General features: G+C 60.6%; 15 protein-coding genes. 1 reads left to right on the top strand and 14 read right to left on the bottom strand.

Annotated features, from left to right (window positions below; all coding sequences use genetic code 11):
- Positions 1-168: 168 nt before the first annotated feature.
- Entirely contained in the window at positions 169-1971 is a 1803-nt protein-coding gene (gene msbA / locus AC07XF_RS25255; RefSeq protein WP_495028662.1) for a lipid A export permease/ATP-binding protein MsbA, read from the bottom strand.
- Positions 1972-2125: 154 nt separating this feature from the next.
- Between msbA and AC07XF_RS25260 the strand changes: the two genes are divergently transcribed.
- Positions 2126-3988 (top strand): O-antigen ligase family protein, encoded by a 1863-nt coding sequence (locus AC07XF_RS25260; protein WP_495028663.1) that lies wholly within the window; start codon positions 2126-2128, stop codon positions 3986-3988.
- A 112-nt stretch (positions 3989-4100) separates the two neighbouring features.
- Here AC07XF_RS25260 and AC07XF_RS25265 read toward each other — a convergent pair whose 3' ends face one another.
- The 13 genes from AC07XF_RS25265 to waaF all read right to left on the bottom strand — a co-directional run bounded on the left by AC07XF_RS25265 (position 4101) and on the right by waaF (position 18617).
- Complete coding sequence (locus AC07XF_RS25265) at positions 4101-4985, bottom strand: glycosyltransferase (RefSeq protein ID WP_495028664.1); 885 nt, start codon at positions 4983-4985, stop codon at positions 4101-4103.
- Complete coding sequence (locus AC07XF_RS25270; RefSeq protein ID WP_495028665.1) at positions 4982-6136, bottom strand: glycosyltransferase family 4 protein; 1155 nt, start codon at positions 6134-6136, stop codon at positions 4982-4984. The genes AC07XF_RS25265 and AC07XF_RS25270 overlap by 4 nt, the downstream gene beginning before the upstream one ends.
- Positions 6133-7575, bottom strand: coding sequence for a PIG-L family deacetylase (locus AC07XF_RS25275; protein ID WP_495028666.1), 1443 nt, complete (start codon positions 7573-7575; stop codon positions 6133-6135). The genes AC07XF_RS25270 and AC07XF_RS25275 overlap by 4 nt, the downstream gene beginning before the upstream one ends.
- 8 nt (positions 7576-7583) lie before the next feature.
- Positions 7584-8480 carry an antimicrobial resistance protein Mig-14 gene (locus AC07XF_RS25280; protein ID WP_495028667.1) on the bottom strand — a complete coding sequence of 299 codons (897 nt, stop codon included), beginning with the start codon at positions 8478-8480 and terminating at the stop codon, positions 7584-7586.
- Positions 8480-9610: a glycosyltransferase gene (locus AC07XF_RS25285; protein ID WP_495028668.1), complete on the bottom strand. Its 1131-nt coding sequence runs from the start codon at positions 9608-9610 to the stop codon at positions 8480-8482. The genes AC07XF_RS25280 and AC07XF_RS25285 overlap by 1 nt, the downstream gene beginning before the upstream one ends.
- Complete coding sequence (locus tag AC07XF_RS25290; protein WP_495028669.1) at positions 9594-11351, bottom strand: carbamoyltransferase family protein; 1758 nt, start codon at positions 11349-11351, stop codon at positions 9594-9596. Before AC07XF_RS25290 ends, AC07XF_RS25285 begins: the two co-directional genes overlap by 17 nt.
- Before the next feature lie 306 nt (positions 11352-11657).
- The gene (locus AC07XF_RS25295; RefSeq protein ID WP_495028670.1) at positions 11658-13109 is read right to left on the bottom strand and encodes a lipopolysaccharide kinase InaA family protein; all 1452 of its coding nucleotides are present in this window, start codon (positions 13107-13109) and stop codon (positions 11658-11660) included.
- On the bottom strand, positions 13109-13861 hold the full coding sequence (locus tag AC07XF_RS25300) for a lipopolysaccharide kinase InaA family protein (protein WP_495028671.1): 753 nt from the start codon (positions 13859-13861) through the stop codon (positions 13109-13111). Before AC07XF_RS25300 ends, AC07XF_RS25295 begins: the two co-directional genes overlap by 1 nt.
- The gene (locus AC07XF_RS25305) at positions 13858-14592 is read right to left on the bottom strand and encodes a lipopolysaccharide kinase InaA family protein (protein WP_495028672.1); all 735 of its coding nucleotides are present in this window, start codon (positions 14590-14592) and stop codon (positions 13858-13860) included. The genes AC07XF_RS25300 and AC07XF_RS25305 overlap by 4 nt, the downstream gene beginning before the upstream one ends.
- Positions 14592-15398: a lipopolysaccharide core heptose(I) kinase RfaP gene (gene rfaP, locus AC07XF_RS25310; RefSeq protein WP_495028673.1), complete on the bottom strand. Its 807-nt coding sequence runs from the start codon at positions 15396-15398 to the stop codon at positions 14592-14594. The genes AC07XF_RS25305 and rfaP overlap by 1 nt, the downstream gene beginning before the upstream one ends.
- Positions 15399-16520, bottom strand: coding sequence for a glycosyltransferase family 4 protein (locus AC07XF_RS25315; protein WP_495028674.1), 1122 nt, complete (start codon positions 16518-16520; stop codon positions 15399-15401).
- The gene (gene waaC / locus AC07XF_RS25320) at positions 16520-17581 is read right to left on the bottom strand and encodes a lipopolysaccharide heptosyltransferase I (protein ID WP_495028675.1); all 1062 of its coding nucleotides are present in this window, start codon (positions 17579-17581) and stop codon (positions 16520-16522) included. The genes AC07XF_RS25315 and waaC overlap by 1 nt, the downstream gene beginning before the upstream one ends.
- Before the next feature lies 1 nt (position 17582).
- A complete protein-coding gene (gene waaF / locus AC07XF_RS25325) occupies positions 17583-18617 on the bottom strand; it encodes a lipopolysaccharide heptosyltransferase II (protein WP_310064251.1) in 1035 nt (344 codons plus the stop codon).
- Positions 18618-18768: the final 151 nt, after the last annotated feature.

The raw sequence follows: 18768 nt of genomic DNA on the forward strand, positions 1-18768 counted from the left end.
CTGTAGGAGCGAGCTTGCTCGCGATGGTCGTTAACGATGCCGCGTGTTTACTGACTAAACGCGGCGCTCTTGAGTCCATCGCGAGCGAGCTCGCTCCTACAGAATCCTTAACTGAACAGCATTACGCCAGACGACGGCACCCTCGCGAAAGGGCGAACCCTTTCGGGGTCAGGCTATGTCTTCGGCCGGGGCGTCGAGGCCCATCGCGTTGAGGCGCGAGTAGTAGCCGTTTTGCGCCAGCAGTTGATCATGGGTGCCACGCTCGACGATTTTCCCCTGATCCATGACCAGGATCAGGTCAGCCTTCTCGATGGTCGACAAGCGGTGAGCGATCACCAGCGTGGTGCGACCTTTCATGACCTGATCCAGCGCTGCCTGAATATGCCGCTCGGACTCGGTATCGAGTGCCGAAGTCGCCTCATCGAGAATCAGCAGCGGAGCATTCTTCAACAGCGCCCGGGCAATCGCCAGGCGCTGACGCTGGCCACCGGACAACAGCACGCCGTTTTCCCCGACCTGGGTGTCCAGGCCTTCAGGCAATTGCGCAATGAAGTCCATCGCGTAGGCATCTTTGGCCGCTTTCTCAATGTCTTCACGAGGTGCGCCGGCCAGGTCGCCATAAGCGATGTTGTTGGCCACGGTGTCGCTGAACAGGGTCACGTGCTGAGTCACCTGGGCGATATGCCGACGCAGGTTCAACAATTTGTACTGTTCCACTTCGACGCCATCGATGAGGATTTCGCCCCTGTCGTGGTGATAGAAACGCGGAATCAGGTTGGCCAGGGTCGACTTGCCGCTGCCCGAACGCCCCACCAGCGCCACCATTTGCCCGGGCTCGACCGAGAAGCTGATGTCATTGAGCACCTGACGCTCGGTGTCAGGGTAGGTGAAGCTGAGGTTGCGTACGTCCAGGCGTCCGCTGACCACATCACGCTCGACGGTACCGGTATCGACTTCGGGCTCGACATCCAGTTGCTCGAAGATGCTTTCGGCACCGGCCACACCCTTCTGGATGGTCGAGCTGACTTCGGACAGCTGGCGAATCGGCTTGGGCAGCAGGCCGGCCAGGGTGATGTAGGCCACCATGTCGCCGGCGGACGCATCGCCACGCAGGAACAGCACCAGGAACATCAGCACGGCCATGGCGGTGTAGATCACCAATTGCAGCAGCGGTGTGTAGATGGCGCCGGTACGGGTCATGCGCAACTGCTTGTCGGTATTGCCCTGGCTGGCGTCGAAGAAGCGCTTCTCTTCATAGGCTTCACCGCCAAAACTGCGCACCACGCGATAGCCCTGAATGGTCTCCGAGGCCACGTGTGTCACGTCCCCCATGGCCAGCTGGATTTTCTTGCTCTGCTTGCGGAATTTCTTGCTGGCCGTGCGCACCATGATGGCGATCAGCGGCAGGATGGCGACCATGACCAGCGTCAGGCGCCAGTTCATGAACAGCAGCGAGGCAAACAGGAAGATCACCGTCATGCCTTCACGAATAACGACCTTGATCGCATCTGTTGCCGCCCCCGTGACCATGGTCACGTTGAAGGTGATGCGTGAAATCAGGTGCCCCGAGTTATGCTTGTCGAAATACCGGTTTGGCAGCACCAGCAGGTTGTTGAACAGCTGGACCCGCAAGTCATGGACCAGGCCCAGGGAAACCTTGGCCAGGAAGTAGTTGCCCAGGTACGACCCCAACCCCTGCCACGCGGCGATCAGGATGATCAACAACGGCACCGCCTGCAGCAGTTGCAGATCCCGCAGGTAGGGCACGGTTGGAAACAACGCCGCTTCAGGGTTGGATAGACCGTCGACGAAGTACTTGAGGATGTAGCCCAGCATTGGCTGCGTCGAAGCGAAAATCAGAAAACCGACGATGCTGATCAGGAACAGGCTGATGTACGGCCGGACATAGCCGAGCAGGCGGAAGTAGATTTTCAAGCTCGATGGGCTTGCGGAGAGACTGGAGTCGGTCATATCACGCGAATGTCGATGAAAAGGACGCTGACTTTAGCACAGCTTCCCCAGGGTTCTGGCAATCGCATACAGTCTGTGTATTGTGGCGCGTCAAATAGCCACCTAATGCCCCTGCCTTGGTACGGTCGCTCAATTCAGGAATAAGTTACTCAGCATGCAATTAAACGCTTTGAACAGCACGTCCAATAGAATCTTCGATTTCATTTGTCTGTGGATTCTTCCGCTCGGTTATTTATTACTGCTTTGTGCGCTGTTTTTCCTGCCGGGGCGCAGTGTGCTTCACAAGCTTTACTATGGTCTGTTCAGCATTCCGGCACTGATTGCACTGTGCCTGCGTCCGCGGTTCAGTAAAGAACTGCTGCACGAACCGGTCGTCATTGCAGTCCTGCTGTTTGTGGCGTGGGCACTGCTTAGCCTGTGCTGGGGGCCAGGCGACGACATCGAGTTTGGTCAGTTCAAACCCCCATTGCATACCCTGTTTCTGTTCGTCGGCTGCTACCTGCTGGTGCGCTATCGCAGTGAAATCATTCAGCCCCTGCTGTTCTGCGCCGCGATGGTGGCGCTGATCGCTTCTGTCTACAACCTGTACAGGTTCGGCCAGATCTACCAACCGGAAATGCGCCTGATCGGTGTCGGCGCATTCGACAATCCATTGCTCAGTTCTCACGTCTTCGGCTTTTTCTGTACCTACTGGCTGAGCCTGAGCATGACCTGCAAGCGACACCAGATACTTTGGTTGAGCATACCGGCGATGGCGATCATGTTCGCCACCGTGCTGGCCACCGGTTCCAGGACCCCACTGGTCGCGCTGACGCTGGCTGCGCTATGGCTGTGTTTCATCTGCTGGAATCGACGCTCGGTCTTCATGCTTGGCTCCATGTTCATCGCGGGAACGGCAACGCTCGTGCTGTTTGCGGACAAAATCTTCGAACGAGGCAGCTCCTTCCGAATTGAGCTCTGGCAATTGGCCCTGGACAAGATCGCTGAACATCCATGGATCGGGCACGGCTACAACGCCGAGCTAACCCTGGACCCAGGTGTCGGCTACCCCCTTGAGGAACCCCATAACTTCGCCCTGGGCGTGCTCTTCTACGTCGGTATTATCGGCCTGCTGCCATGGTTGTTCTTCCTCGTGTGGAGTTTCATCAGTAGCCGGCGCCATCGCGTGCAACCGCTGTTTATCATTGCCTCAGCCTGGCTGGCCTTCGGTATCGGTGCGGGCCTGACCGAGGGTGGCGGGATTATCTCTCGCCCCAAGGAGCACTGGTTCCTGCTGTGGATACCCCTGGCACTGATTGCCGCATTGAGCATCAATCAACGGGCCAGGCGCCTGCTGGACATGCCGATCAAGACCGCGACGCCAAGTGCCCTGCAACAGCTGACGGCCGATGCCAGGGTCATCGAGGAGGATGGCTTGGGCCCCAAAGTCATGCGCCTGACCGATGGCAGCTTTCTCAAGCTGTTCCGCCGTCGCCGCTGGTACACCTCGGGCAGCTTCACGCCCTATTCCGATCGCTTTGCCGTCAACAGCGTGCAACTGCGCAACATGGGCATCCCGACGCCACACATCCTCGACCTATACCGGTTCGAGGACGGCAGCACCGCTGTGCATTACTCTCCATTGCCGGGCAACACGCTGCGCCAGATCCTGCAAGGCATCACCGCCCCGGCGGTGCGTCAGGCACTGGTGGAGCGTTTCGGCAAGTTCATGGCTCAGTTGCATCAGCAAGGGATCTACTTCCGTTCCCTGCACCTGGGCAATGTGCTGGTGCTGGAGGACGGCGAGTTCGGCCTGATCGACCTGGCCGACCTGCGCATTTACCCTTCATCTTTGAGCCCTTCCCTGCGCCGGCGTAATCTGCGCCATATGCAGCGCTACGCAGAAGATCGGCGTTGGCTGTTCGAGGACCACTTCGAAGCGCTACTGCAGGGATACGCCGCAGCGGCGTCGAAAGCCGACGTGGATAACTTGCACAGGCAAGTGCTGGCCGGGAGTCCTCCGGCCCAGGCTCACTGATGACAGAAACCAACCCGCTTATCGCGATGGCGGCTTACGCGGGTATCTGGTTTTCGGCGTGCTCAAGCACCACTCGTTCATTACCTGGATCTTTGCGCAAACCGGCGATGGCTCAGTCTTTCTCCAACCGTGAGAAATACATCCGGCCCAGCCCGCGCCAGGTCTTCTTGTTCCAGGCCTTGAACGGAATCTGCGCCAGTAACTCCCGCGCCAGCTTGCGATCTCGGTTGGCGGTCTTGAGGAACATGGAGTTGAGAAACTTGTAACGCACCTCGTCATACAACGGGTGGTCGCTGAAGAGTGCGTAGGTGCGCAATATGCTGTCGATCATGAAGCGGTGGTTCTTGTAGGAGTTGGTGGCGTGCTTGCGATAGCGCGCCATCAACACGTTCAGACCATCGATGAAGTAACCGGCATGGGTCACCTTCAACTCGATCAGCAAGTCTTCCAGGCGAATGGTCGGGTCGAAACCGCCCACCTTGTCCAGCGCTTCGCGACGGATCATCAGGGTGGGTGCCGGAGGATACGGCTTGCGCTCCAGAAACATGTCATCGAAGTCCAGACGACGGAACGGCACATCCCGACGCTGGCGCTTCTCGGGGTAGAGATTGCCGTCGGCATCGATCAGCTCGATGTTGCCGGCGCAAATCCCGACCTCGGGCTTGCCGTCCATATGAGCGACCTGGGTGGCGATTCGCTCCGGCAACATGATGTCATCCGAACCGAACGGCACAATCAGGCTGCCCTTTGCCCGGGCAATCGCACCATTAAGGGTGTTGGTCAGCCCCTGGTTTTCCTGAACCCGAAAGTCGAAACCATGGGTGGCCTGCAACACCTTGATCCGCTCGACGCTGTCATCCTTCGAGCCATCGTCGATCACCAGCAACTCAATGTTCTGATAGGTCTGGTTGAGGACGCTGAGAATGCTTTCCTCGATGTAGGGGGCATGGTTATACGACGCGATGATGACCGTGACGATGGGTTGCGCGTCGTTCATGGTTGTTCCTTGCGGGCCTGTTCCAGGCCGGAGTCGATCAGGTTCAGGTATTCCTGACGGAAGACCTCGATGTCATGGTGTTGCTGCAGATAACGGAAGGCCTGCTCGCCCCTGGCCTTGAGCTCGTCATCCGACAGCCCGAGGTAGGTGTCCAGCGCAGCTTGCAGCGTCGGTACATCCTTCGGCGTAATCGCCAGGCCACCGGCCCCCTCGATCAGCGGCAACATGGCCGGCACGTTCGAGGCAATCACCGGCAAATGCCCGCTCATGCCTTCAAGCAGCGCCAGCCCGAGGCCTTCGGCCAGGGAAGGCATGGTCCAGATGTCGAACGCGCGAATGTACTGCAGGGCGATTTCCTTGAACCCCAGCAAATGGGCACGACCGCTGAGGCCGAGGCGGTCGATTTCCGCAGCCAGGCGCGACTCTTCGCGACCGGCACCGATAATCGCCAGCTGGGTGTTCGGGTATTTGTCCTTGAGTGCGGCAAAGGCCTGCAGCAAATAGATATGGCCCTTGACCGGCACCAGTCGCCCCAACGCACCGATCAGCCGCACCGACGGATCGATGCCCAACATTTCACGGGCCTTTTCACGACTGTGCTGCAGACCTTCGGCTTGCTCGATGTCGATGGCATTGGTGATGGCGTAGGTATTCTGGTCGGTGAAACCGCAGTCACAGTCCAGCAGATACTGTTTCACCGCAGGCGACACACCAACGAAACGCCAGTGACGATCGATCAGGCGCTGGGTCTGGCGGCGCCGGTAAAACCGGTCGTACTCGCCAAAGCCGTGGGAAATGCCGATGCACAACGGCACTTTCAACCAGCGGTTGAGTGCAAGCATCATGTTGACCGGCTTGAAGCGGTTGCAGATCACCACATCGAATTTTTCCCGACGGCAGAACTTGTACAGCTGCCACATCGCCCGCAGGCGCATGCCCTTGAGGGACTTGTCGGAAAACTCGAAGTACACCGAACGGTCGGCCCGGCTCACCGCGTCGCCCGGCCCGGGTTTGCCGCGCAAAAACGCGGCGGTCACTTCAAAGCGCTCACTGGGCAGGGCCTTGACGATTTGCTCCGCGAGGTCGGCGAAATCATGGGCTTTGACGTTGTAGTCAGGCTGCAGCTGCAGGACCTTTGACCGCTGACTCATAACTCTCCCCGCTGAGAAACATTGCCTGGTGTGTGCTTGAGGGACCACAAAAGCTCGTGGCGCCGGACTGCCTTGCGAAAGAATTCGTTCTCGCCATAGGTGGGCGGCACCCGGCCGGCCAACAACCGTTGTATCAACCGACGCAAGCGGCGCTTGAACGGCATCGCCGGTTGCAGGTCGTGCATCATGCCCAGCGCCATGGCTTTGTCTCGCTGTTGTTCCAGCGGCATCGGCAGGCAATAAGGCTGCATCGGTTGGGCCAGGTCGAAGGCGGGCGGCAAGGCGATGCCATCACCGGTATCGCCCATCGGCCAGCGGTCGTTGTCGTGCAAGTGGTTGGCATAGCCCAGCAGCGTGGTCGGTTGCCAGTCCAGGCCTTGCAAGGCTTCAAGGACCGCCGCCTGGGCACAGAGATGATCGGGATGCGGATCCAGGGTCGGATGCGGCAGGACGATGACCTCGGGCCGGGCCCGCAGCAACAACTCGCGCAGATCCGCCAGCAGATTGTTCCAGGTCGGCGCGCCATCGGCATCGCCCGGTAGCGCGAAAGGATTCAACTGGCGGAATAGCCGGGTATCGCTCAGGTCCGCTTCCCGCGATCCCGCCGCCACGGCAGGCGCGGCCTGCATGCTCGCCAGTTGCAGACAGAAATAACCCAGTTGTACGCAGTGAGCCTCGGGCACACCGGCCCAACGCGGCACGGCAATGCTGTCCCAGGCGCGCAGGCGGCCTTTCAAGCGGGCCGCATCGACCTTGTTCAGGCCCATCTGCTGATAGTGTTCGGCTTCGATTTCACCGGCGGTCAGCGTGACGATCCAGGTTTCCTCGGCCTGGCTGTACAAACCGTAGGCCGCCAGTTCGGCGTCATCGGCGTGGGGCGCGATGACCATTACCCGCTGACGCCGGTAATCCGGATGCTCCAGTGCCCACAACACGGGCTCGCCGAGCACGCGACAGTAACGCCCGCGCAAGCGCAGGTCACCACGTGACAGCGCCTGGGCCTGACCACTGAGATTGAGATAACGCAGGCCGTTTACGCCCCGCTCGAAAGTTTGCCGGTCAGGGTTTTCGCCCCCCAGCAACTCGACCACCGGATCGACAAACCGTCCCAGCCAGGTGCTTTTTACCCGCAGGGCCAACACCAGCGTCGCGTCGTCGACCAGCATCACGCCCTCGTCCAGCCGCAAATGTTCACCGTTCAGGTGCACCTTGGGCTGTGGCGTGTACGGGGGAAAGTTGTACTGGTAATCGTCTTTCGGTGAGTAGAACAGATGGTCGGCAAACCAGGCTTCGTGGGCAATCCAGCCCAGAACCGCAAGCACCAGCGGCAACCACCAGGCCACCAGCCCACCGATGACGATCAACAGCACCAGCGCAATCAACAGGCCGATGCGTTTATTGCGCCGATGGCGCTTGAGCAGTTGCTGTTTGCGGCTCATGGCTTGGCTCATACGGTGAAGACCGGCACGGGGTTGCACCAGCGATCCTTGTATTCACGGTCGGCGCGCCCGAAGGAAAAGCGCAACGGCTTGTCCTGCGCCCGGGCATGTTCCCAGGCGCTTTGCGTATTGAGAAAACTCAGCACGCTGCCGGGGCTGAACTCACGGGTTTCGGGATCGACCCCACCGTTGATGTACTCGACACTGATCCACTGCGGGGTTTCGACGCGGTACACCAGTTGAATCGCGATCGGCGCATCGTTGAGGAAAATCACCGAACCGATCAGCCACTCGCGCAGCAACTCGACGACCTCGGCCATGCGTTCGGCGCCTGTCGCCGGGAAGCCCCAGCGGCGCTGGAACAGGTCGCAATAAATCGCTGCCAGATCGAAGCTGGAAAACTCGGACACCGGCCGCACCACGCCCCCGGCCTCTTCCAGCAGGCGCAATTCGCGGCGCTGGTTGTAGCGAAATTTCTTCGACAGCTCTTCGGGGGTGCGAGCCATGGCCAGTTGCTCTGTCTGCAACCTGATGCCGGTGAACCGCCCCTCGTTCAACGCCGACAGATAGCGCCCGCGATGGCGCAATGGCGCCTGGGCATCGGCAGCGGCCGGCAGGATGATCTCGGCGTTGCCCAGATCGAACAGCCCTTTCTTGCCGCGACGCTTGAGTACGTCCTTGGACAAAGCAAGGTCGCGGCCCCAGGTCGGGATCGCTGCCTTGACCTCGCCAGCCTGCACCCAGGCCAGGTAACGCACCGGAATGTCGGCCAGTTTCGCCAGCCGCTCGACCACCATCGGATGAGTCGCGACGCTGCCGCCATAACGCTGCCAGGTTTCGGCGTAAGTCGAGGCGTCGACTACCGCCCAGCCACGCTCGCGCCAGCCTTGAAATCGGTTGAGCATCAGCCCCTCGGTGCCAGTTCGGTAACGTGCGGCAAGTGCCAGAAAGCATCGCGCACGGCGCGGTCGGAAAAGCGTTCGCGCAAGCGCTCGAGCATCAACTCGGCACACTGTCGGCGTTGCTGATCATCCATGCCGGCCAGATGTTGCAGCCCCTGGGCCAGATGTCCGGCATCGCCCAACGGGAACAGGATACCCACGCCTTCGACCACCTCTTTCGCTCCGCCGCACGCCGTGGCGAGCAAAGGTACGCCGGCGGCCATGGCCTCCAGCAGCACCATGCCGAACGGTTCGTGATCGGAACTCAGGGCGAACACATCGAAGGCGCGGAAGTAGTTGCGTGCATCCGGCACCTGGCCGAGGAACAGCACCCGGTCGCCGATACCCAGCTCGCGGGCCTGAGCCTTGAGGTTTTCCTCCAGGCGCCCCTTGCCGAGAATCACCAGCTGGCTGTTGGCTGGCAACTGCGGCAATGCCTCGGCGAAACCATCGAGCAGCGTGGCCTGGTCCTTGTCCGGATGCAGGCGTCCGACGTTGCCGACAATCCAGGCATCCGCCGCCAGCCCGAGGGTTTCCCGGGCCTCGCGAGCCGACACCTGCGTGGCTTGCAAGGCATCCACGTCGATGCGGTTGTACAACGTCTGAATTCGCGAAGCCGGCCACTTCGGCAGGCAACTGCGCATGTCGTCGCGCACCGCGTCGGACACACCGAGCAGGCTCAAACGTTTGCGGAATATATGGGCGAACAGTTTGCGGCTGCCGCGCTTGTAGTCTTCAAACCCGTGGTGCACGCCAATGACCGGCAACGACGTACCGAGCAGGGCGATATAGATAGGCTTGAAGCGATGAGCGATGCAGAAACTGAAGTTGCGCGACGCGGCGATCTTGCGCAGATCGCCGATGGCGCCCAGCTTCAGGCCACGAATCGCCTTGGAGCTGTACTCCATGAACAGCACTTCGTCGGAGGCGCAGCCCGCGGCGACTTCGGCATCGGCGACCCCGGTGAGGAACACCGTGGTCACGCGATAACCGGTCCCCGCGAACAGGCTGGCGTACTGCCGTGCACAGTCCAGAAACGGCCCGTCATAGCCGTGGCAGAACTGCAGCACATGGCGTTCAGCCGAACGTGTCATAGGCGTTCGCGCCCTCTTTGACCACCAGGATATCTTCCATGATCAGATACTGTAGATCCGAACCGAAGAACATGTTCAGCGCATCGGTCGGCGAGCAGATCATCGGTTCGCCGCGACGGTTGAGCGAGGTGTTGAGCGACACGCCGTTGCCGGTGAGCACTTCCAGCGCTTTCATCATGTCGTAGTAGCGCGGGTTGTATTCGCGCTTGAGCACCTGGGCGCGGGAGGTGCCGTCTTCGTGGACGACTTCCGGCACGCGGGTTTTCCATTCTTCCGCCACTTCGAAGGTGAAGGTCATGAATGGAGCAGGGTGATCGATCTTGATCATCTGCGGCGCCACGGTGTCGAGCATCGACGGGCAGAAAGGCCTCCAGCGCTCGCGGAACTTGATCTGGTGGTTGATGCGATCGGCCACGCCGGGCACGCTCGGGCAGCCGATGATCGAGCGACCACCCAGTGCACGCGGACCGAACTCCATGCGGCCCTGGAACCAGGCCACCGGGTTGCCGTCGACCATGATCCTGGCGATCTGCTCCGGCATGTTGTCGAGCTTGCGCCACGTCGGCTTGTTGGCGTGACGGGCACAGGCCGCGATCACGTCTTCGTTGCTGTACGACGGGCCGAGGTAGACGTGTTCCATCTTCTCGACCGGTACGCCACGGGCGTGGGACACATAGGCCGCGGCGCCGACGGCTGTACCGGCGTCACCGGATGCGGGCTGTACAAACAGTTCTTTGACGTCGTCGCGAGCGATGATTTTCTGGTTGAGCTTGACGTTCAACGCACAGCCACCGGCGTAGGCCAGTTTGCCGGTTTCCTTGAGCACGTCGCCCAGGTAGTAGTCGATCATCTGCAGCGAAATTTTTTCGAACAGCGCTTGAATGCTCGCGGCGTAGTGGATGTAAGGCTCGTCGGCGATGTCGCCTTCGCGCTTCGGACCCAGCCACTCGATCAGCTTCGGCGAGAAGTAATAACCCTTGCCCTTCTCTTTGTAGCGACGCAGGCCGATGACGTTGGCGTAGTCGGTGTTGATCACCAGCTCGCCGTTTTCGAACGAAGCCAGGCGCGAGAAATCGTATTTGCTGGCGTCGCCGTACGGCGCCATGCCCATGACCTTGAACTCACCGTCGAGCATATCGAAACCGAGGAACTCGGTGATCGCGCCGTACAGCCCGCCGAGGGAGTCCGGATCGAAGAATTCCTTGATCTTGTGGATCTTGCCGTTTTCGCCATAACCGAAGAAGGTCGTGGCGTACTCGCCCTTGCCGTCGATGCCCAGGATCGCGGTTTTCTCTTTGAAACCGGAGCAGTGATATGCGCTGGAGGCGTGGGCCAGGTGGTGTTCGACCGGCTCGATCTTGATCTTCTTCGGATCAAAACCCAGTTGCTCCAGGCACCAGACGATCTTGTTGCGATAGCGCTTGTAGCGACGGTTGCCCATCAGGATCGCGTCGAGGGCGCGGTCAGGGGCGTACCAGTAACGCTTGGCATACTGCCAGCGAGCCTTGCCGAACAGGCTGATCGGTGCGAATGGAATCGCTACCACGTCGACATCGGACGGCTTGATACCGGCCTGCTCCAGGCAGAATTTTGCCGATTCGTAGGGCATGCGGTTCTTTGCATGTTTATCGCGTACGAAGCGCTCTTCTTCAGCCGCCGCGACCAGCTTGCCGTCGATATACAGGGCTGCGGAAGGATCATGGCTAAGGGCGCCGGACAGGCCAAGAATCGTCAATGCCACAGGGGTCTAGCCTCTTTAGTCTGCATGCAGGCGCAAGCGCCTCAAAAATTAATGTGCCCTCGCAAGGGGCGAGAGACAGCTAAAGGGCGGGATTATAGCGTAAAAGCAGCGGCAAACCTCTAGCCGCAAGTGGCAAGCTCTTGGGCGCCCATAAAATCCGGGGCACTGGCCAATCAGGGGTTGTCGGGTAGTCCTTTCGCGAGCAAGCCCGCTCCCACATTGGGTCTATGTCGCACACAAATATTGTGTGCACTGGAGAGCCAGTGTGGGAGCGGGCTTGCTCGCGAAAGGACCGAAGGTCCTGATTCAGCCAGCGCCGGAGATGTCCTTGGGAAGACGCTGATCGATGACCTGATACAACGCACTGCTCTCCGGCCAGTTACGCATGAACCGCGCGCGATCCCTTGCATACGCCGGGGCGAAGCTGCCGAGGGAACCGTGCTGGCACATCGCGTCGAGGTCGATCAACGTCCAGCGATCCTGCTGCCAGAACAGGTTATGCCCCTTGAAGTCGCCATGACTGATGCGTTCGCGAATCAGCTCGGCGAACAGGTGGTCCAGCGCCGCCAGCTCGGCTTCCGGTGCATCGCCACGCTCAACATACGGTGCAAAACGCTCGATGATGTCCGACCCCGGCAGATACTCGGTGATCAGGTACGCCCGGCTACGCAACCACAGAAAACGTTTTTCCAGCAACGCCAGCGGCTTGGGTGTGGCAATCCCGAGGAACGCCAGGCGATTGCCTTCGCGCCATGAATGCCAGGCCCGGCTCGGACGCCAGAAACGCTTGAGCCAGTGGGCAAAACCCTTGATGTTGTAGCGCTTGATCACCAGCGTGCGGCCATCCACCACGACCTTGCCGACGCTCGCCGCACCGCCGGTCTTGTACAGATACCCCTGATCGAGCAAGGCATCGGCGCGCTCCAGCACCGGCAACATCGACGGTTCTTCCTCGCGGCGAATCGCCCGCAATCCGAAGGCCCCGCGCTGGACGCTGAACAGCGTGCACTCGCGGCCGATCTTGTTCAGGAAGTCCTTGAGGCGCCAACTGCGGACCTTGTCGATCTGCTTCTGCAAAGCCTCCATCGGCAGGGCGTGTTCGCCGTTGCTGAGCAGGTAATACACCAGCAATTCTTCAATGAAGGGCTCAAGCGACTTCGGCAACTGGGCGAAGAACACCCCGAGATTTTCCAGGACTTTCTGCCGTGACAGCGGCTGCCCAGGCGTTTCGGAGCAAATCCCGGCGCCGTCGATCAAGTACAGACGACCACGCTGACGCAACAGGTTGTCCAGGTGCAGGTCTTCCTGCCACAGTCCTTTGCGGTGCATTTGACCGATGGCACCTAATGCCTCGGCCAACACCGCTCCCTGTCCGTCGGACAACACAGGTAAATTTTCGACCTGCTTCCAGGTATCACCCAGGCTTTCGGCGCCTTCCAGAAACTCGAACAGCAGCCAACCACCCTCACCCTCTTTCAGGCCGTCGGCCAACAGTTGCGGCGTGGTCAGCCCCTGGGCAGAGAGCAGGCGCACGCCGTCCAGTTCACGCTGAAAATGCCGCGGCGCCTTGCTACCGACCAGCAACTTGGCCAGCACCGGTCGGCCACGCCAGACGCCGGCACCGACATAACGCTGCCCCGGCAACACCCGCAACAGGCTCAGCAGTTGTAAATCGGCGGGGCCGGCAGCGTCGGCCAGCGATATGTTCAGCGGCAAAACCGGATTGCGGCCGGCGGACTTCAATTCGGACAAACGCATCAACGTGGCCCCTTCTGGCCGCGCCGCGACGTCAGACGCTGCAGCCAACTGTCGATCAGTGTGCTTTCCTGCGGTTGATCCAGATAGGCGGCCAGCAATTCCCGCAGTTGCGAATCGCCCCACTCGGGCGCACGGCGCGTCAGCGGTTCCAGATCCTTGATTCGGTCACGCTGCCCGTACAGCAGCGGCCGGGTCTTTTCCAGATCGATCAATTGAGCCTGATAGCCGTTTCCGGTGGCACGCATGAAAATGTGCTTGGGGTAGAAGCAACCATGCACCTGGCGTGCAGCGTGCAGCTGCCGGGCCAGTTCACCACTGGCCTTGAGGATTTCCGAGTGCTGCTCGGGGCTCAATTCAGCCCAGCGCTGCAACAGTGAATCGAGGTCGTCCCAACCATCCAGGGCACGGGTCAGCAGGATCGCGTGGACCTCGCCATTGACCTTGCGCTCCCCGTAAAACACCGCTTCCAGAGCCGGAATCCCCAGCTTCTGGTAACGGGAGATGTTGCGGAACTCGCGTGCAAAACTTGGCTCGCCGAACGGCGCGCGCAAGGTGCGGGTCAGGTAATTGCTCTGGCGCTTGAGGTAGAAACCATGACCTTCCAGATTCAGCCGAAACACGCTGCTCCAGCCGCCGCGACCGGTGTTGGGTTCATCCACCGCTTCGAGCTGCATGGCCCAGAGTGCCTCGAACGTACCGAGGCCATGGCGCTCAAGTAGCGCTCGGTCCTCGGCGGCCAGAAAATCGGTCATTCGCGTCCCTCGAAAAATCTCACCACGTGCCGGATGCGTTTTTTGTCCGCGGCGTTGAGCCGGGTCCGATTGCGGTATTGCAGGTAAAAGCGCAGGCGCTGGGTAGCCGACAGTTGATACTTGGCGACCTTGTCCAGGCACGCCAGATCCTTGGTAATACGGTACTTGAGCCAGAAACCGCGCCAGAAATCGCCGTTGGGGCAATCGATCAAAAACACTCGAGCCTCATCGTCGATCAGCAGGTTGCGCCACTTCAAATCGTTATGGGTGAAGCGGTGATCGTGCATTTTCCGGGTGTATTCGGCCAACTGACGACTGACAGTATCGACCCAGACGCGATCCGAAAGTTTCGGATCGCGTCGCTCGGCCAGCGCCGACAAGTCTTCGGTATTCGGCAGTTCCCGGGTAATCATCGCGCCGCGAGCGTAGGCCGCACCGCGCCGTTCCAGCCCCCAGGCCACCACTTCGGCAGTGGGGATGCCCCACTTGGCGAAGCGCTTGAGGTTCTGCCATTCCATCTTCACCCGAGGCTTGCCGAGGTAGCGACGCAAGCCTTTGCCAGCGCCCACATACCGTTTGACATAATAGTTGACGCCATTGCGCTCGACACGGATGACCTCCGAAAGCAGGTCACTGGTCAATTGCTCGCCCTGCAATGCAAACACAGCCTCGAGGCTGCCGAAGTCATCGGCCAGGTCGCTGTAGGCCGGTTCCAGTCTCCAACCCGACATCAGAGCGCATCCCCGTATCGCTGTTTACGCTCGTAGAGCTTGTTGGCCTTGCCGTCGAGCCACGTCAGCAAAGACGCCTCTTCACTCAGGATCTGACGCAGCGGCTGCTGGAAATAACCTTTGAGGAAACGCAGCTTGTCGCGGCGGGTCAGGCCGATGTCCAGGGCCGAAAAGTACAGGGCCGCCAGGTCCTTGTTGCGCCAGCGCATGGTGATCGCCGGACGGGTCTGGGCGCGGTGCAGGTCGATCACCGAGAGCTTGAAGTCGTCCGCGGTCACCGGTTTGTCGGTGTGCAGCAGGAAATGGCAGATGTAGCAGTCGCGGTGGTTGACCCCGGCGCGGTGCATCATGCCGGTCATGCGTGCGACTTCGGCGATCAGCGCGCGCTTGAGTCTTGGCTCGGGTGGCTGCCTGATCCAGTTGATGCTGAAATCTTCGAGACTGACCGTAGGCGCCAGCTCTTCGGTGACAATGAACGAGTGCTGGTCGGCCGGGTTGCTGCCCTTCTCGCCGTACGCAACGGCGGTCATGGTCGGCACGCCGACTTCCTGCAGGCGCTGAATGGCCTTCCACTCCTGCCCCGCCCCCAGTACAGGAAGCTTGGCAGTGAGCAGGTTCTTGAAGATTTCGCCCCAGCCGATACCACGGTGGATTTTCACGAAAAACCCGTTGCCGTCGACTTCCGTGCGTAATGTCCGGCGTGCTTCCAGCTCGCGGTACACCTCGCCCTCAAGCCCCTCGACTTCGGCGAACGGGTCGCGTCCGGCCCAGAGGCTTTTGAACGGTTCAGCCAGCATCAACTTCATTTAAGCGTGCTCCGCCAGAATCACATCGGCCGCGTGCTGCGGCATGCTGTAGAGGTCGGCCGTTTCGGCGAAGGCCAGACCATTGCGGCTCCAGGCCGCCCTTGCCAGAGCGTCGTTCAACATGCCGGTCAGGTACTGCGTCAGTTGCGCCTGATCGAACGGTTCGTCCAGCACCAGGCCTGCATCGGCCTCGGCAATGTAATGGGCGTAACCGCACACCGCGCTCACCAGTACCGGCAAGCCGGCCACCAGCGCTTCGAGTAAAACCGTGCCGGTGTTTTCGTTGTACGCCGGATGGATCAACAGATCGGCACCCAACAGGAATCGCGGTATGTCACTGCGGCCCTTGAGGAACGTGACGTTATCGCCCAGCCCCAAAGTCGCGCTCTGCATCTGGAATAACTTGGGGTCATCCTGGCCAATTACAAACAGCCGGGTGCGCTTCTTCAACTCGGCGGGCAATGCCGCCAACGCCTTGAGACTGCGGTCCACACCTTTGGTCTTGAACCCGGAGCCGATCTGCACCAGCAGCAGTTCGTCATCCTTGAGCCCGAATTCCGCGCGGAACCCTGCGCGAATTTCGTCGGCATCGGCCGGCCGGCGACGATCTTGGGCAATGCCCGGCGGCAGCAGGTGGAAGCGTTCCAGTGGCGTGTCGTAATGCTTGATGAACAGCGGTTGCTGGACCTCGGAAATCATCAACACTTCGGTCTTGGCGTCCCTGGCGAACACTGCGCGCTCGTATTCGGCGAAGTGGCGATAGCGGCCCCAACGGCGGTACAGCGAGTTGCGCAGGTTCTGCGCCTTGTCTTCGAAGCAGCCGTCGGCGGCGTAGTAGACGTCCAGGCCCGGCATCTTGTTGAAGCCGATCAGGCGGTCGACCGGGCGCTTGGCCAGGTCCGCTTCCATCCATTCGCTGAGCTTCTCATTGCGCCGATGGTTGAAGAACGCCTTGACCGGCGCCACCAGTACTTCGAAGCCCGGCGGCACGTCGCCTTCCCAGATCAGCGTGTAGACGCGAATCTGATGGCCGCGCTTCTGGCACTCCAGGGCGATGCGCATGAAATCGCGCTGCAGGCCGCCGAACGGGAAATATTTGTACAAGACAAATGCCAATTGCATCAGCGCAGCTCCTCAGCCAGTAACAACGTGCTCAGTCGGCTGGCGACACGCTCGGGATTCAGTCGCGTGAAGCACAATGGCCACTCGCGTTTCAGATCAAACTGACGGGCATCTTCGGCCGTCGGTTGGTAAGTGCATTTCTTTTGCAGGCACGGCGCGCAGGGGAAGTCGCTGGCCAGGTGAATCTGCGATTTGCCGTAGGCACCGGTCAGTCCCGGATTGGTCGGACCGAACAGCGACAGCGTCGGCACATCCAGCGCGGCGGCCAGATGCCCCAGGCCGGTGTCCACCGCCACGCAGGCTTGCGCGCCGGCCAGCACTTTGCCGACACCCGCCAGGTTCAATTTTGGCAACACTTCGGCGTGCTTGAAACCCGCGGCGATGCGCTCGGCGCGGGCTTTCTCCTGGGCATTGCCCCAAGGCAACTTCACCCCTGCGCCAAGGTAGCCGACCCGTTCGGTCAGCTCGCGCCAATAGGCTTCAGGCCAGTGCTTGGTGTCCCAGGTGGTGCCATGCAGAAACACCACGTAAGGATTCTTGCGCGGCAATTCCACCAGGCGTTCGACATTCAAACCGTAGTCGCCCAGGCCTTTGGGCAAGTCATAGCCCAACGCGATGGCGAACAGCTGACGCACTCGCTCCACCGCGTGCTGGCCTCGGGCAACGGCCAGACGTCGATTGTAAAAGCGTGCAGCGATTGGCTCGCGTGCCGAACTTTTATCGAGGCCGGCCACCGGCGCCTTGACATAACGGGTCAGCCAGGCGCTTTTCAGCAAGCCCTGGGCGTCGATCACCAAGTCGTATTTCGTGGCGCGAACGCTTTGCTTGAAGCGCTTCCACTCACCGCTCTTGATGGTCTGCCAGATGTTTTTGCGCCAGCGACGGATCGCCACCGGAATCACCTTGCCCACCGCCGGATGCCAGGTCGGGATCTCGGCAAAGCCTTCTTCCACCACCCAGTCGAATTTGATGCCGGGAATCGCCCGCGCCGCGTCGGTCAACGCCGGCAACGCATGAATGACATCGCCCAGCGAAGAAGTCTTGATCAACAGAACCCGCAAGCTATTTGACCTCGACCACAGTGCCTTGCAACCGCTGCAAGGCTTCGTTCACGGCCTGCGGCATGAGTTGGCGCAGGCAGTTGTAATGGCCGAAACGGCAGGTGCGATCGAAGCACGGGCTGCACTCGATGCCCAGGCGTACGATTTCGACGTGTTCGGCCAACGGTGGCGTGAAACCCGGAGACGTCGAACCGTAGACCGCTACCAGCGGGCGGTTCAGCGCGGCGGCGACGTGCATCAGGCCGGAGTCGTTGGACACCACCGAATCGGCGCAGGACATCAGATCGATGGCTTCGGCCAGCGAAGTGCCGCCACTGAGGTTCACTGACTCTTCACGCAGGCCGGGAATCAAACGTGCGCGGATGTCTTCGCCCACGGCGTGATCGTTTTTCGAACCGAACAGCCAGACTTGCCAGCCTTCGCGTATCTTCGCTTCGGCAACCTTGGCGTAATGCTCGGACGGCCAGCGCTTGGACTCGCCGAACTCGGCGCCGGGGCACAGCGCCAACACCGGACGGTCGAGGGTCAGGCCGAACTTGGCCAGTGCCGCTTCACGGGTTACCGGATCGATCTGCAGCGTCGGGCGCGGATACGGTTTTGGCAGCTCAACGCCCGGCTCGTAAGCCAGGGCCATGAAGCGTTCGATCATCAGCGGATAACGATCTTTGTCCAGCGTGCGCACGTCATTGAGCAGGCCATAGCGGAACTCGCCACGCCAGCCGGTGCGTTTCGGGATGCCGGCAAAGAACGGCACCAGCGCCGACTTCAGGGAATTGGGCAGCAGGATTGCCTGGTCGTACTGGCCGGCCAGGGATTTGCCGATGCGCCGACGCGTCGCCAGATCCAGAACACCGTGACCGAGCGGAAAGCTCAAGGCCTGGCGAACTTCGGGCATACGCTCAAGAATCGGCCGGCTCCACTCGGGGGCCAGCACGTCGATTTCGCATTGCGGGTGGCGTTGCTTGAGACACTGGAAAAGTGTCTGCGCCATCACCATGTCACCGACCCAACTGGGCCCAACGATCAGAATTTTCATGTGGTTTCCATAAACGAACCGGGGAGGCCTACGCCTCCCCGCCTCGAAAATCACTGTGGAAGCGCTCAGCTCACGATGGGGTCATCACCTTCAACATTGCTGTCGACTGTCACTCCGCTATCGCGAGCAGGCTCGCTCCCACATTGGGTAT

The sequence above is a fragment of the Pseudomonas sp. GW821-FHT01C01 genome (genome assembly GCF_059422645.1).